The organism is Enterobacter sp. WP_7_1 (assembly GCF_003688535.1).
Lineage (GTDB): Bacteria > Pseudomonadota > Gammaproteobacteria > Enterobacterales > Enterobacteriaceae > Enterobacter > Enterobacter asburiae.
Genome location: NZ_REFK01000004.1, coordinates 310,697 through 325,194, shown reverse-complemented (window position 1 = coordinate 325,194; position 14,498 = coordinate 310,697). Strand labels below are relative to the sequence as shown.

General features: G+C 50.0%; 18 protein-coding genes. 14 read left to right on the top strand and 4 right to left on the bottom strand.

All coding sequences use genetic code 11. From position 1 onward, the window contains the following. The first annotated feature begins 399 nt into the window (after window positions 1–399). The 12 genes from BJ885_RS17860 to BJ885_RS17805 all read left to right on the top strand — a co-directional run bounded on the left by BJ885_RS17860 (window position 400) and on the right by BJ885_RS17805 (window position 9,045). The gene (locus BJ885_RS17860; protein WP_121932398.1) at window positions 400–1,350 is read left to right on the top strand and encodes a hypothetical protein; all 951 of its coding nucleotides are present in this window, start codon (window positions 400–402) and stop codon (window positions 1,348–1,350) included. 134 nt (window positions 1,351–1,484) lie between these two features. Next, window positions 1,485–2,360, top strand: coding sequence for a GTPase family protein (locus BJ885_RS17855; RefSeq protein ID WP_121932399.1), 876 nt, complete (start codon window positions 1,485–1,487; stop codon window positions 2,358–2,360). Window positions 2,361–2,573: 213 nt separating this feature from the next. Continuing rightward, entirely contained in the window at window positions 2,574–3,275 is a 702-nt protein-coding gene (locus BJ885_RS17850) for a WYL domain-containing protein (protein ID WP_121932400.1), read from the top strand. A 5-nt stretch (window positions 3,276–3,280) separates the two neighbouring features. After that, window positions 3,281–3,928 carry a hypothetical protein gene (locus BJ885_RS17845; RefSeq protein WP_121932401.1) on the top strand — a complete coding sequence of 216 codons (648 nt, stop codon included), beginning with the start codon at window positions 3,281–3,283 and terminating at the stop codon, window positions 3,926–3,928. Window positions 3,929–4,059: 131 nt separating this feature from the next. Next, the gene (locus tag BJ885_RS17840; protein WP_121932531.1) at window positions 4,060–4,521 is read left to right on the top strand and encodes an IrmA family protein; all 462 of its coding nucleotides are present in this window, start codon (window positions 4,060–4,062) and stop codon (window positions 4,519–4,521) included. Window positions 4,522–4,630: 109 nt separating this feature from the next. Next, on the top strand, window positions 4,631–5,452 hold the full coding sequence (locus BJ885_RS17835) for a DUF932 domain-containing protein (protein WP_121932402.1): 822 nt from the start codon (window positions 4,631–4,633) through the stop codon (window positions 5,450–5,452). Between the two features lie 70 nt (window positions 5,453–5,522). Beyond that, entirely contained in the window at window positions 5,523–5,993 is a 471-nt protein-coding gene (gene radC, locus BJ885_RS17830; protein ID WP_088208764.1) for a DNA repair protein RadC, read from the top strand. A gap of 12 nt (window positions 5,994–6,005) precedes the next feature. Beyond that, window positions 6,006–6,329, top strand: a complete 324-nt coding sequence (locus tag BJ885_RS17825) for a type IV toxin-antitoxin system YeeU family antitoxin (RefSeq protein ID WP_121932403.1) — start codon at window positions 6,006–6,008, stop codon at window positions 6,327–6,329. Between the two features lie 35 nt (window positions 6,330–6,364). Beyond that, window positions 6,365–6,685, top strand: a complete 321-nt coding sequence (locus BJ885_RS17820) for a TA system toxin CbtA family protein (RefSeq protein ID WP_121932404.1) — start codon at window positions 6,365–6,367, stop codon at window positions 6,683–6,685. A gap of 113 nt (window positions 6,686–6,798) precedes the next feature. Next, on the top strand, window positions 6,799–7,632 hold the full coding sequence (locus BJ885_RS17815) for a DUF4942 domain-containing protein (RefSeq protein ID WP_121932405.1): 834 nt from the start codon (window positions 6,799–6,801) through the stop codon (window positions 7,630–7,632). A 74-nt stretch (window positions 7,633–7,706) separates the two neighbouring features. Beyond that, window positions 7,707–8,102, top strand: a complete 396-nt coding sequence (locus BJ885_RS17810) for a DUF6088 family protein (RefSeq protein WP_121932406.1) — start codon at window positions 7,707–7,709, stop codon at window positions 8,100–8,102. After that, window positions 8,095–9,045: a nucleotidyl transferase AbiEii/AbiGii toxin family protein gene (locus BJ885_RS17805; RefSeq protein WP_121932407.1), complete on the top strand. Its 951-nt coding sequence runs from the start codon at window positions 8,095–8,097 to the stop codon at window positions 9,043–9,045. The genes BJ885_RS17810 and BJ885_RS17805 overlap by 8 nt, the downstream gene beginning before the upstream one ends. A 173-nt stretch (window positions 9,046–9,218) precedes the next feature. Here the strand turns inward: BJ885_RS17805 and BJ885_RS17800 are convergent, their stop codons facing one another. Next, window positions 9,219–10,088: a phosphorothioated DNA-binding restriction endonuclease gene (locus tag BJ885_RS17800; protein WP_121932408.1), complete on the bottom strand. Its 870-nt coding sequence runs from the start codon at window positions 10,086–10,088 to the stop codon at window positions 9,219–9,221. 302 nt (window positions 10,089–10,390) lie between these two features. Between BJ885_RS17800 and BJ885_RS17795 the strand changes: the two genes are divergently transcribed. Next, on the top strand, window positions 10,391–10,858 hold the full coding sequence (locus BJ885_RS17795) for a SymE family type I addiction module toxin (RefSeq protein WP_121932409.1): 468 nt from the start codon (window positions 10,391–10,393) through the stop codon (window positions 10,856–10,858). 58 nt (window positions 10,859–10,916) lie between these two features. Here the strand turns inward: BJ885_RS17795 and BJ885_RS17790 are convergent, their stop codons facing one another. Continuing rightward, complete coding sequence (locus BJ885_RS17790; RefSeq protein ID WP_259467226.1) at window positions 10,917–11,177, bottom strand: hypothetical protein; 261 nt, start codon at window positions 11,175–11,177, stop codon at window positions 10,917–10,919. Between the two features lie 594 nt (window positions 11,178–11,771). After that, complete coding sequence (gene trpS, locus BJ885_RS17780; protein ID WP_121932411.1) at window positions 11,772–12,776, bottom strand: tryptophan--tRNA ligase; 1,005 nt, start codon at window positions 12,774–12,776, stop codon at window positions 11,772–11,774. A 199-nt stretch (window positions 12,777–12,975) separates the two neighbouring features. Between trpS and fosA the strand changes: the two genes are divergently transcribed. Beyond that, on the top strand, window positions 12,976–13,401 hold the full coding sequence (gene fosA / locus BJ885_RS17775) for a FosA/FosA2 family fosfomycin resistance glutathione transferase (RefSeq protein ID WP_121932412.1): 426 nt from the start codon (window positions 12,976–12,978) through the stop codon (window positions 13,399–13,401). Here the strand turns inward: fosA and BJ885_RS17770 are convergent. Further along, window positions 13,387–14,394 (bottom strand): LacI family DNA-binding transcriptional regulator, encoded by a 1,008-nt coding sequence (locus tag BJ885_RS17770; protein WP_010427279.1) that lies wholly within the window; start codon window positions 14,392–14,394, stop codon window positions 13,387–13,389. The genes fosA and BJ885_RS17770 overlap by 15 nt on opposite strands. Between the last annotated feature and the right edge of the window lie 104 nt (window positions 14,395–14,498).

Below are 14,498 nucleotides of genomic sequence, written 5' to 3'. Positions count from 1 at the left end.
GGAAATTTTTTCATTGCATGTCAAAGGTCGTTTACTGCGGGAGTGAATAAAGCATCCACTTCTTTCCTTGGCAGTTTCTGAGCAGTCAATCGAGTTAATGGTAGAAGGACGTGCCTGCTGAATTTGGCTACGATTTTTGTGCAGAACACCATGGGGTAGGTTTCTTCGTGGATTGTAAGTAGAATACTGTATTTTTGATGCTAATAAGGCTAGGTTTCATACCTAACTTATTGATATTTTGTATTGTAGATGAAATTTAACACTACACTTTTACTACGTTATTACGCTGTTTTTATATCATTTTTACCTTCAAAAAAAGCATGATTTACATCTGGGTTTGCTTCTTTTACTCTTGAGTGAAATGATGGAAAACAACCATTCTGGAGCAGGAGGGGCACCATGGAGGAGTATGAATTCGATGAACGGGAAATGCGAAAAAAGAGACTGCGACAGGCAAGTCGCCTAAAGTGGTTGAGGAAAAACCCAAGGGCAATGCATTTCTTTCTCTTTCGTTTACTAGCGAACAAAACCGTAGCACTCGCCAGTACGAACATCCGAACAAAGCTCGATATGCCACAGTTTAATATCCATGCCCCCGATGTGGTCATGTCCCCTCAAAATACGGGAAAAATAAATAATAAAGGCGAGATAAACTTCCAGGATTTAGACATAAATCTGCAGGACTTGGATCTGAATTTTTCCCCACCAAAATGTGAGCAAGCTAATGGATTAGACTTCTCCAAGGTAACTAATACGGATGTCATCCCAGATGTAATGGAAAAAATAATCGATACCATTTTGAAAATGTACCCATCGACGAGGTTAGCAGACCAGGCTATCACGGAAGTGATGGGTGATTGGGCTAATGCCAGCAATCAGTTCCCTAGAGCATTTTCATGGCTGGATAAGAATAATGAAGAGCAATGTTTATGGGTTTGGGAGCAAATGAGGAAGAAATATATTTCTATTGATACCAAACCTATTTCCTGTGAGCAACGCTACCATTTTATTATTGCTATCTTTGATAACTGGAAAGGGTGGAGTGACGAGCAACTAGGTTATCTGAAAGAAAATAAAAGAAGAAAGGATGGGAAGTTCATTTCGCATGGGTTGGGTGGTACTAGTACTTTAAGCTGCAAAGAAATATTGCTAGAAGAACTGAGTAAAGCTTGGGAGCAAAAATCCCGTAGGAAAAAGATAAAAGATACGCATCCCCCTTTGAAATTGAACAAATTATACCAAAAAAGGCTGGGTCAGATTGCTGAAAGTAAAAGCATGACGCTAGATGAGACACTCAAATGTCTTATCGACAATGAGTTATCACGCTTGAGCATGTTGAAACCTGTATAGTGTAAAATCAGATGTGATGCAGGACACTTGTTTGCACATCATTCCAAATAATTTCAGACAGATATTATCGCAGTGAATCACCTCCGACGCCTTCCTGGCTCGGGGGTTTTGTTTTTTCTGTCTGAGGTAGTTTAATGAAAAAATCAGAAGGTCTAATGGCCATTGAAAAGCCACTAGCGTCACTCCCCCATGCCATTGGCAAACATATTCTTGACCATATTCAAAAACTCACTCATTACGAACCAGTCATCGGGATCATGGGCAAAACAGGCGCGGGAAAATCATCTCTCTGTAATGCGCTTTTCCAAGGTGAGGTTACGCCCATCAGTGATGTCCACGCCTGCACCCGTGACGTACTGCGATTGCGTCTGAGCAGTGGTGACCATAGCTTGATACTAATAGACCTACCCGGAGTAGGCGAGAGCGAGCAACGGGATAAAGAATATGAATCTCTATATCGCAATATTCTCCCTGAGCTGGATCTCATCCTGTGGGTTATCAAAGCCGATGATCGAGCATTCTCTGTGGATGAACGCTTCTACCGGCGAGTGATGACTGGCTACCAACAACGGTTTCTGTTTATCGTTAATCAGGTTGACAAAATCGAGCCAAGCCATGAGTGGTATGTCACCGGCAATGCACCATCACCGCACCAGTGGGTGAATATTGAGGCCAGGCTGGCGTCTATTCGCCAGTTATTCTCACCACATCATCCGGTATGCGCTGTCTCAGCGAGAACAGAATGGAATCTCCCATCAATGATAGAAACGATGATGTGCTGCCTGCCAGACCGAGCCACCAGCCCATTGGCGACACAACTGCATGGGAGGTTATGCAGTGAGCCGGTAAAAAAGCAGGCTCGTGAGGGCTTTGGTAATGCGGTCGGGGAGGTGTTTGATTCTGCGGAAACGGCATCATTTATTCCCGCACCACTAAAAGCGGTCATTCGTACAGTCCGCGATGCCGTAGTATCCGTTGCCCGTGCAGTTTGGGACTGGATTTTCTTCTAACCTTGGCTTACCTGCGGTTATCATCGGGACACACCCTGTCCGTTCTGACGTTTTATAGGCTATCAAATTTGGTCCGCTTTCTCTTGATAGCCCGTCGTGGCTGCATTCAGCAACATTAAAAAATACGTCTTCTGGTGTCCATTCCCTGTCCTGCCCCCTGGTTAAAATAACCTTTTTATTTTCAGTTAATTATATTACTGGAGAACCTGCCTCATGGTTCAGGTTGAACGTCGTCATGATCGGCTTGCCGTCCGACTGTCGTTAATTATCAGCCGTCTGGTGGCTGGAGAAACACTGGATTTACGAGCGCTGGCAACTGAATTTAGTGTGTCGGTTCGAACTCTACGCCGGGACTTTCGGGAACGCCTGATTTATCTGGATCTGGAGTATTGCAAAGGCCGATGCCGTTTGTTATCCGGTAGCCGCCAGAGAGAGCTGGCGGTAATGACATTTGCCCGCCAGTCAGGCGTTGAAGTACTGTTTCCTGATATGGATAACCATCTGGTCAGTTCACTGTTGAGCGGACCAGGGGAGTCTCCTTGCCTTATCTGGCAGGGAACAGCCCAGTTTTCATCCCCAGACTCAGGCGTATTCACTCGGTTAGTAAGCGCGGTATCGGAGCATCGAAAGGTGACACTACTCAGTAACGGTTGCCGCTGTACAGGTCTTGCTCCCTATCGGCTGGTTCTACGTGAAGGAGAGTGGTATCTGACGGGTGAGCATCAGGCTCGAGTTACCGCATTTCCACTTGCAGATATCAGGGCTGTCACGCTCCACAATGACAGCTTTACCCCGGATACCGCCGTGCGCGACATCCTGTCCCGCACAGATTTTCTTCAGGCGTTACCTCACTTTCGCTTTTTCCATTCATTGCTTGTCGCGACTGACGACGGGCTTATACCTCAGAAGGAATAACCACGATGAAATTACTTACCACTACATTGCTGTCTACCAGCATTTGTCTGAGTGCAGTTTTTCTGGCTGACGCTGGCAATATTGTCGGCTCTGTCAAAGCCTGGGAGTACATGCAGGCTGACGGCTGGAAATCCGCTGATGGCATGGATGACAATACGCTGCACAATATGCTCTACCAGGCCAATGTTATTGATAACTACCCGTGGACGAAGCAGTTTTTGCTACGTACCCGTGGTGGTGGTGCAATTTTCCTGGCCGATAAGAAAACCCACACTATTCGTCAACTAAAACTGAATCCTGTCGGTGAAACCTACAACGATATTGAAACGGTTTATCAGGGAGATGATAAAGGGGAAGGCTGCTACTTTGCCGTTATTGATAACCAAGCTTCGGTACGTGATAAGGCTATCGATGCTCTTATATACCCCGACTGGTCTGCACCCCAAGATACGGATGCTGTTCTTAAGGCTAAGATTGCAAAAGTCAGACAACAGATAGCCCCAAAAGTCATTATGGTGATGCCAGATAATTGTGTGAATAAACAGCAGCAAGCCACATTAGCGGCTAAGCGCTCGGAAGAGGATCGGAAACTACAGCAATGGGTCGCACAGAAAAGCTTAGCGGAATTGTGTCGTCGCGCAGGCAACTGCTGAGCACTTCCCAAAAGCCACGTCCCAAATGCCACTGAAGGAAAAGAACGATGGAAAAGGATTGTCAGAAAGATATAGATATATCTTCTTTCACAATAGTAAGGGTATGGGCAAAACCTAGTTACAGCAAAATTATGCCACTCGTCAGCCGATTGGCTAAAACCTTACCTGCCATTGTCGTTTTAATGCTGTGCCATCCGTCATCTGCTTACGCAGATGAACAACGCTATATCAGTATCCGCAATACCGATACCGTGTGGACTCCCGGTAATATCTGTGTGTATCAGTTCCGTCTGGATAATGGTGGTAGCGGTGTGGGTTTTGGCCCTCTGTCAGTTTTGCTGGGGCTGAAAGACAAGGCGGGCAACACGCTGGCGATGGGAACAATGGACGTAGCCCCCTTTGGCGACAGCGATGCTACTCGTTCTCAGGAAGCTTTTCTTGAGCATGAATGTGTCGAAAACGTCAGCGCTATTGAAATCATGAATGCGACCGAAGAGCGCAACGGCCATCAGGCCAGGCTGCCACTGTCCGTTTTCGACCCTCAGTCTTATCAGCCACTGTCAGTATCGGTTGCTGTGAATAAGGCATCATAACTGGCTTAGACTTAAATCTGCCAGACCTCAGACTCACAACAACATCAGGCCATGCCTCCTTCGGGAAGCATGGCCTTTTCTTTTTTAATCGCCAAAAAAGGAATTAATCATGATCCGATTAGCCAGCCGCTTTGGTGCGGTTAATGTTGTACGCCGCGACCGCCCATTAACTCACGACGAACTGGCACATTACGTGCCCAGCGTCTTCAGTGAAGAAAAGCATGATTCCCGCAGCGACCGATACACTTATATCCCGACAATAACCCTGCTCGATAATCTGCAACGTGAAGGTTTCCAGCCTTTCTTTGCCTGCCAGACCCGAGTGCGCGACCAGAGCAAGCGCGAACACACCAAACACATGCTGCGTCTTCGTCGTGAGGGCCAAATCACTGGCAAGCAAGTTCCGGAAATTATTCTGCTCAACAGCCACGATGGCTCGAGCAGTTATCAGATGTTGCCGGGATTATTTCGTTCAGTCTGCCAGAATGGACTAATTTGCGGTGAGAGTTTTGGTGAGGTTCGTGTACCTCATAAAGGCAACGTGGTGGAGAAAGTCATTGAAGGGGCTTACGAAGTGCTGGGAATATTTGACCGTGTAGAAGAGAAACGCGATGCCATGCAGTCGCTAATGTTAACTCCGCCAGCACAGCAGGCGATGGCGAAAGCGGCATTAACCTATCGCTTTGGTGAAGAGCATCAGCCGGTGACGGATTCGCAAATCCTATCCCCGCGCCGCTGGCAGGATGAAAGTAACGACCTGTGGACCACTTATCAGCGCATTCAGGAAAACCTGATTAAAGGCGGTCTGTCTGGGAGAACGACTAAAGGCAAGCGAGCACATACCCGCGCGGTGAAAGGCATCGACGGCGATGTGAAGCTTAACCGCGCCCTTTGGGTTATGGCCGAGAATATGCTGCAGCTTGCCTCATGAGCCTTTTTATTATCCCTTCCTTCAGGCCTTGCCAATAAACCGGCGAGGTTTTTTGTTTTAAGGAGCAATTATGCCTGTATTCAATTTGTCCCCTGTATTTCCTGCAAACGAGCAACGCGTCATTCGTCGGGCATTACGCCTGCTGGAGAAATATCAGCGTCAACCGAGTGAGTCATTTACCTCCACCAGCTTCACTAAGACCTGGCTGCAATTACAGATGGCTCATCAGGAGCGTGAAGTTTTTATCGTGATGTATCTCGACAATCAGCACAGCCTGCTGGGATGCGAAACACTGTTTACCGGCACACTTAGCCATACCGAAGTGCATCCCCGCGAAGTGGTTAAATTGGCTCTGAAACACAATGCCGCTGCGGTAATTCTGGCGCATAACCATCCGTCAGGTACGACAGAAGTCAGTCAGCAGGACAAACACATCACTCAGCGGATAGTGAAAGCGTTAGCACTGGTAGAAGTGCGAGTGCTGGATCATTTGGTTGTTGGGAATGAAGTCGTTTCTTTTGCTGAGCAGGGTTTGCTTTAAACGGAGGTTTTCATGTCAATCACACCACCTCATGAATGGGGTCTACAAAGCGATATCACCCCACGATTTGGCGCGAGATTAGTTCAGGAAGGCAATCGACTGCATTACCTGGCTGACAGGGCTGGATTGACGGGGAGTTTTAGCCCGATACACCTGCAGAAACTGGATCAGGCTTTCCCGCTGTTTATAGAACAACTGGAAAATATGTTGCGCGTTGGCGAACTAAATCCACATCAGCAATATCAGGTGACCATTCAACTTGCGAGTTTAACCTGTATAGCTGATACCCGTGGTAGCTGTGGCTACGTTTACATTTCGATCTATCCAACCCAGTAACACCTTCTCTCTTCTCTTTTATCAGGACTCAACTCATGCACATTTCAGCTATACCGGCCACGGTGCCGGTTTCGTCACGTCTGTCGCCCGTGCAGGTCTGGCAGCAACTTTTAACGTATCTGCTGGATCACCATTACGGCCTGACGCTTAACGACACACCATTCCATGACGACGCGGCCATCGAGGAGCATATCGATGCAGGAATCACGCTCGCCGATGCTGTTAATTTTCTTGTGGAACGTTATGAACTGGTACGCATCGACCGCAAAGGGTTTAGCTGGCAGGAACAGACTCCGTTCCTGACCGCGACTGATATTCTCCGAGCCAGGCGAGCTACCGGATTAATAAATACTTAAATTCTTCGAGCCTCATTCCTGATTTTGGCTTCTGAACTTCCCACCTTTTTTATTCATTGCATAATGCGCCTGCCATTCCCGGCAGGCGTGTTTGCTTTTATGGACGATTAACGATGCAAACAGAACCCGACGTGTTGACGGAACACAATGAACTCATTCTTTCGACCAGTATCGAGCGTATTGTTACGGGCCACGATACCGCACTAAAACGGATCGAACAACTCATTCAGCAGCTTGATGCCATCTCACGGCTGACCTCAGAAATTGGCGGTGGTACAGCACAAGACTGGGCTATGAAGTCCGGGCACCGCTACGATAGCTGGCTGACTGAAAAGGTTGATAAAGCAATGCCTGCCGTCACCTGCAATATAGATCGCAGTATCTGGCGCGATTTGATGCTGAAGTCCGGCATGATGGCCTTGATGGATGCTCAGGCTCGCGACCAGTGGCATAAGAATCTGGAGGAGGGCGATCTTCCTGCTATCAGCGAGGCGAATATTCTCAGCACCTTTGAGCAGTTACATCTGAACAAAATGGATGTCTTCGAACGTGGCATCATCAATGTGTTCAAAGGACTGTCATGGGATTATAAGACCAACAGTCCCTGCAGCTTCGGTAAGAAGATCATCATTAACAATCTGGTGACGCATAACCGCTGGGGCTTTAGCCTTAACTGGGGTTGGCGACGGGATCAACTGGCGGATCTGGAGAGAATGCTGTTTCTGCTGGATGGCAAACCCATCCCTGACAACCGGGGTGATATCTCTACCCGATTGATGGAGCATATTCGTGATAATCCGGCTAAGAATGTTTACGAAGATGAGTTATTCAGCATTCGTTACTATCAAAAAGGTACGGCGCACTTGACCTTTAAGCGTCTGGAGTTGATTAAACGTATGAACGACATCATAGCAAAACACTATCCGGGAATGCTGGCTGCGAGGTAAGTTAGTTGTCGTATGTTTGCTGTTAAAAGTGTCGTATGTTTGCTATGATGAAGAAACGAACAAAGGAGGATGACATGACCATAAAAGCTCGTATTCAGTCACGGCTGAAGCGCTCAAAGCGTTATGTTTTCACTCGTGACGATTTCAAAGATCTTGCTGGCTACGATCAAATAGGCAGAGCACTGCGTGAGCTGATGAATGAAGGGCAGCTACTGAAAGTAGGCTATGGCGTCTATACCAAAGCGCGGCAAAATGCGATTACCGGTAAGCTGATGCCTGCTGCTCCCGGAGGTTCTGCTGCGGTAATGATTGAGGCGTTGGAACGTCTGAAAGTGGATTACCGCCTGGCAGGAGCAACAAGTGCCTACAACAGTGGTAAATCTACCCAGATCCCCGCGTCACTTGAAATCAAAACCTCCCCCCGTTTCAAGAGAACATTGTCAGTAGGGAGCAGCAAACTAAATGGATGATTTGACAAAGCTATTCCCGGACGTTGCTGATGCTCTGGGCATTGAATCAGTTGCAATTGTAGAGAAAGATTATTACATCGTTGAGTTATTGCGATTGCTCCAGCCTCTGTCCTTTGATACACATCAGCTGGTTTTTGCCGGTGGAACAGCATTGTCTAAAGCGGGTATATCTTTGAACAGGATGTCGGAGGACGTGGACATTAAGCTTGTTCCTGTCACCGGCTTTTCCATGCAATATTCCAGAAATCAACGTAAAAATATCCGTAAAGATATTATTAAGACCATCACCGAAACGATTGTAGCTTCAGGTATGTTTAGCATGGATGAGGAGTACCCAAAGGTTACTCGTGATGAAAGCCGCTATAATGAAATTCCGGTGCGCTACCCGCAGGAATATGTACAAATTCCCTGTTTAAGGCCATTTATCAAACTGGAACTGATGGAAACGGATTTGCTTGAGGCTGCGGAAAATCGTGCTATTAGCTCACTGGTAATGGACCTAACAAAGAAGGGCGAAGTAGTGAGGGCTTTTCCCTGCGCAACTATCGGCAGCACGCAGGCTGAAAAACTGATCTCGATGATGCGCAGAACGGCTGCAAGTATGCGTGATGTGGAGCGTGCAGTGGATGAGTCACTGGTGCGTCATATCTACGACAACTTTTGTATTGTCAGAGAAAAAGGTGCTGACGTTCCTGTTTTGAAGCGCTTTGTGCAGGAATGTATTGAGCAGGATATCCAACGTTACGGTGCTCAGTATCCTGAATTCTGCGAGTCGCCTGTTGAAGAACTAAAAATGGGGTTGGAAGAACTGGCGAGCAACCCTGTTTATAACGAACGCTATCTGCAGTTTGTTACACCAATGGTGTTCGGTGAAAGCCACGTTTCCTGGGAAGAGGCCTATGCCTGTTTTCGCATAACGGCATTGGATGTGATTGATGCATAGCGCCAGAGATACGCTCGATGGTGAGCATTTTCCAGGTAACCATTGCCCCGATTCGAGTCCCAAAATCAACGATTTAATGTGTTGGTATCGATGTTGGTACATTAACTAAAGATTATTTTTAATTATTTTAAAATCAAAGGATTAATCATTATGTGCGAGTCCGGCCTTCGCACTCATTCTTTAAACACCTCCTTCCTATGCCACTCCACAAACCCCTCCCTTGGATAATTCCCTTTCACCATCGGCAAAGCAATCTGCTTACCAGCAAAATCCCAGAACAACCGCCCAACAATCCCATTCCCATTCACCGCCTCTGATACCAGCACCCGCATATTCTCATCCAGCCCAATCGATCCCTTATCAAACGCCTTATGATGAATCGCACACAGCGCTAGTCCGTTCGGGATCTCACACGGTCCGCCAAACTGCTTCCACTTGATATGCGCGGCTTCAAGTCCAACAGAGGCGTTATCATGCCGCATATTGAATCCGCAAATTGCGCACTCGTAGTTATACGCACGCAATACCTGCTGGCGGAACAGCGGATCGCGAACCTTACGGTACTGCTGGATATCAAAGCCCATTTCATCCGCGATCTCTTCCTGAATGCTTTCAGGAAAGTGCGCTTCAAGGATCTGCTGCGCTAGCGAGCCGATCAGATTTTTGTTCTTATTCAGCAGCGCAAAGTGTTCTTCATCAAACCCGCCTGCGACATTATGTTCTACAAGTTCTTTAACAGGCGGTTGTTTACTGCCAGTGGTTGAGCAGAACTCAGTATTCTGAAGATCCCAGAACCCATCCCCCTTAAGCCGCCAGAAGGGCATGTTCGGGTAATGTGTCTTCCGTTGCGGTCCAAAGCGTTCTAACAGGCTAAGCAACTGCTCGTGTACCTCGGTTCCATAATCAAACAGTCGCGCATGCCCCTGCTGATAGTTCGCCAGAACGTACAGAAGCAATAAAGGCTTATGCGGCGCACGCTGTTCACCTTTGCGCCAGATGGTAATGTCGGCAATTGCCTGTTCGAGAGTTTTGCTGGAAGCCATCACGTTACGGAAGAAGGTAAATAATTGCGATGATGCTCGCAAAACCCAGACCAATCAACCCACAATCAACAAAAACATGACCTTACTGCCCACAACACTAATTCCTGAATCTCCCTCGCAAATTTCAAATTTGCCCCACCCAAAAACCGCTGTATTTATATTCAGCCCTGTATAATGAGCACCAGAAATTACGCCGAACGGCAAAGGAAGTATCAAGGAATATTTAAAGAGAGAATTCGCGATATGAAGGTGCTGCAACACCCCCATACCGCTAACCACAACCAACTATAACGGAGTTGAAAATGGCTGCGACGAATTTTAAGCCAGAGTTTACTGTTTTCAAAACAGAATCAGACGCTTTCACCGGCATGATTGAAAACCGCGAGCTGGTGCGCAAAAACAGCGCCCGCCGACTTCACGGCAACCAGCCCAACGCGGCGCCCGTCCATCCTCGCGCGGAAACGCCGCAGGACAGTGCCGCCTGCTGCGAACTGTATGCGCGCATAGATATGAAATATCTTCTTCTGGGCGGCGACTGGTTAACCCGTGCAGGCTTTATCAACGGTATGCCCGTGAAAATCCGCGCCATGAAAGACTGCATTGTGATTACGCAGCAGCATACAAGAGAATTATGGGGATGCCTGGAAGGTATGAGCGTGGTGAATATCAATAAACAGAAAGTCGCACAGTGGCTGAAGACCTTCCCGGGTGCGCTGAATGATACGGGTGATGTTCCGGTGATTAAGCGTGGCAGTGGGCAGGCTGTTTAAACTTCAAACCAGTATGCACGGGCATGTGAGCGCATTCCCGCACTACGCTAAAAGTCACTCAATCATGATGTATTTGGTCTTTCACAGTTTTAACCAGTACAGCATGGAGTTCGCCAACGGTTAAATCGCGTATCACAGGTTCCGGAATGCCTCGTAGCCTGCGAACTAAGCGGCAGATACCAAAGTAATCTATGCCCTCGGTGCTAAAAAGAAACTCGTTTTCAGCGAGGGAAAAAGTTTTCTCATAGCCATCTTCTTCAGTGACGAGCGTAACGCCAAACGCTTCCTCGCAGTCTTCAATCAGGGCATCGCCATCCATGCCGCAAATATCAAGATCGTCTTCGATTAGGTTGTTCTCAACAATAACGTATACGTTTATTAATAGATCGAGTTAACGCCTGGGACTGAACATCGAAGGTCCAAAGAAAACCAAAACAACCAACACAAACATCCCAATGATTTTTAGCGGCCAGGGTTCGAATACATCAAAGCACACAATTGCGCCTATAACTAATAGTGGTCCCCCCAATACTTCCAGTATTCCTTCTAAGATAGATAACTTATGAGGCAATACACGATTCAGTAAAAAACAAGTAAGGTGTGTACCTCCTAAAATAATGATTATAGCTAGAGTGCATTCTTTCCAGTTATCAGAGATACCTAAGCAAATGAGGCACAGTGTAATCACAAAAACACACAGTAACGTATTCAGCATGGAAATAATAAACTTACTCATATCATTTTACGCCGCGCATTAAAGATATAAAGAATCCATGAATATAGCATTCTTGAAAGAATGATAAACGACATTGGCTAATAATGGATTTAATACTTTATTTCGCCTCGTTTATTTCCGTAATAATCGATTTAGCGGCTTCGTACTCTTCCCACTCACTCCACCGCTAATTCTAACTTAACTAAACATCGGCACCCCCAGCCCAACCTTCACCGCCCTCAACGTCGCCTGCGTCACCCCCTGCGCCCGTTCCGTCCCACGCTTCAGCATCGCCATCAACTCTCCCTTGTCCTGCATATACATCGCCCTCCGCTCCCGCATCGGCGCAATCAGCTCCTGAAGGCACGCCTCCAGCTCGTTCTTGCACGCCCGGTCGCCCAGCCCGCCCGCCTGATAGTGCGCCTTCATCGCCGCCACTTTCTCCTTGTCCGGATGAAACGCGTCGAGGTACGTAAACACCACGTTCCCCTCAATCTGCCCCGGGTCGCTCACCTTCAGGTGGTTCGGGTCGGTGTACATAGCGCTGACCGCACGGTGAATGGTCTCTTCGCTGGCCGAAAGGTGCAGCGTGTTGCCCAGCGATTTCGACATCTTGGCGCTGCCGTCGATGCCGGGCAGGCGGCTGGTGTCGCTCAGCATCGCCTTGCAGTGGCGCAGCACCGGGGCAGGCAGCAGGCTGTTCATCTTGTGCACAATCTCGTTGGTCTGCTCAATCATCGGCAACTGGTCGTCGCCGACGGGCACGCACTCGGCCTTAAACGCGGTGATGTCCGCCGCCTGGCTGATGGGATAGGCCATAAACCCGACCGGCAGCGAGCGGGCAAAGCCCTTCTGCGCAATCTCGTTTTTCACCGTCGGGTTACGCTCCACGCGGGCGACGGTGACGATGTTCATATACAGCATCGTCAGCTCGGCGAGGGCGGGCAGGGCGGACTGCAGGCAGATCGTGGTCAGGTTCGGGTCGATGCCGGCGGCGAGGTAGTCGGCCAGCACTTCGGGGATGTTGTCGCGGATCTTCTGCGGGTTGCTGCCGTTGTCGGTCAGCCCCTGCAGGTCGGCAATCAGCACAAACTGGCTGTGCGTCTGCTGGAGCGCCACGCGCTGGCGCAGCGATCCGACGTAGTGGCCGAGGTGCAGCGGGCCGGTTGGGCGATCGCCGGTGAGGATGGTTGGTGCGTTCATAAAGACTCCTTAATGTGCAGTTGCCGAAAGGGGTCTTAGAAATGTGAAAGCCGCCTTTCGGCGGCTATCTGAAAATGGGGAAAACTACTCCGTGCCGCCTTTAAGAAGGCAGCCACCAGCGGTTTACGGTGAGCACGGCGTGGTTTATGTTCATCTCTTTACCGTATCACGTCCGGCGCGAAAAACAAAAGGGCACGTCATGCTGCAATCTCTCAACCACCTGACCCTCGCGGTCAGCGACCTGCAAAAAAGCGTCACCTTCTGGCACGAGTTGCTGGGGCTTGCGCTGCACGCCCGCTGGAATACCGGGGCCTATCTCACCTGCGGCGAACTGTGGGTCTGCCTGTCGTACGACGAGGCGCGCCAGCACGTGCCGCCGGAGGAGAGCGACTACACCCACTACGCGTTTACCGTGGCGGAGGCGGATTTTGAACCGTTCTCGCAAAGGCTTGAGCAGGCGGGCGTCACCGTCTGGAAGCAGAACAAAAGCGAGGGGGCGTCGTTCTATTTTCTCGACCCGGACGGGCACAAGCTGGAGCTGCACGTGGGCAGCCTCGCCGCGCGGCTGGCGGCGTGTCGCGAGAAGCCCTACGCGGGCATGGTGTTTACCTCAGACGAGGCTTGAGGCGCGCACCTTCAGCCTGCCCGCCAGCGTCACGTGCGTGGCGGCATCTTCCTGATTGCACAGGTACTCCACCGCCAGCCGTCCCAGCTCGCTGTAGGGCAGCTGGATACTGGTCAGCGGCGGAGTGAGTTGCTCGGAGATCTTCTGGTCGTCGTAGCCCGCCAGCAGCATGTCCTGCGGGATGCGCACGCCGTTCACCGCCAGCGCCTGATAGCAGCCAATCGCCAGCCAGTCGCTGGCGCAGAAGATGGCGTCCGGGCGCTCGGCCAGTTCCAGCAGGGAGGTCGTCGCGGTAAAGGACTCGCTGAACTGCCAGTTGGTCTGGCGCACCAGGCCGTCGTCGCACGCGAGTCCGGCCTGCTGTAATGCCGCCTGGTAGCCCGCCAGACGCTGGCGCGAGGCCTCCATCCAGCTCTCCCCGGTGATGTGGGCGATGCGCGTGGCCCCGCAGGCGATGAGGTGTTTAGTCACCTGAAAAGCGTTGGCGTAGTCGTCCGGAATAAACGACGGCAGCAGCGGCGAGCCGGGGTCGCGCTGGTTGAGCAGCACCAGCGGGATGCGGGTGCAGTCCTGGAAGGCCGTCATGTCCACCAGCGTGGTGACCGGAGACGCGAGAATAATCCCGATGCAGTTGCGCTTCTCCAGCTGGCGGATGATGTTCAGGGCCAGCTCGATGTCGTCGCCGTAGTCGTAGACGGTAAGCAACGTTTCGTTGCGCCACGCCGCTTCCCGCGCCTGGCTGATGGCGTCGATAAACGGGTCGAAGCTTTGCATGGAGCTGACCAGCAGGGCAATCTCCTCCTGGTTGCGCGGGGCGTGAACGGCGGGGAGGCGGTCGTAGCCGAGCTCGGTGGCGACGCCAATCACCCGCTGGCGGGTGTCGTCGCTGAGCTTGATGTTGCGGGACTGGTTAAGCACCAGCGATACCGTCGCCTGCGACACGCCCGCCGCCCGCGCAATATCGTTCATCGTCACTTTCGTTTTTCGCTTCATCCGTCCTCTCCCTTTCGCGACTTCGCATCATACCCTAACCGCACGCTTTAGCGCCGTCGATCACGTTTCTCATTCATCGAAGCGTGAACTTTGTGAGAGCCGTC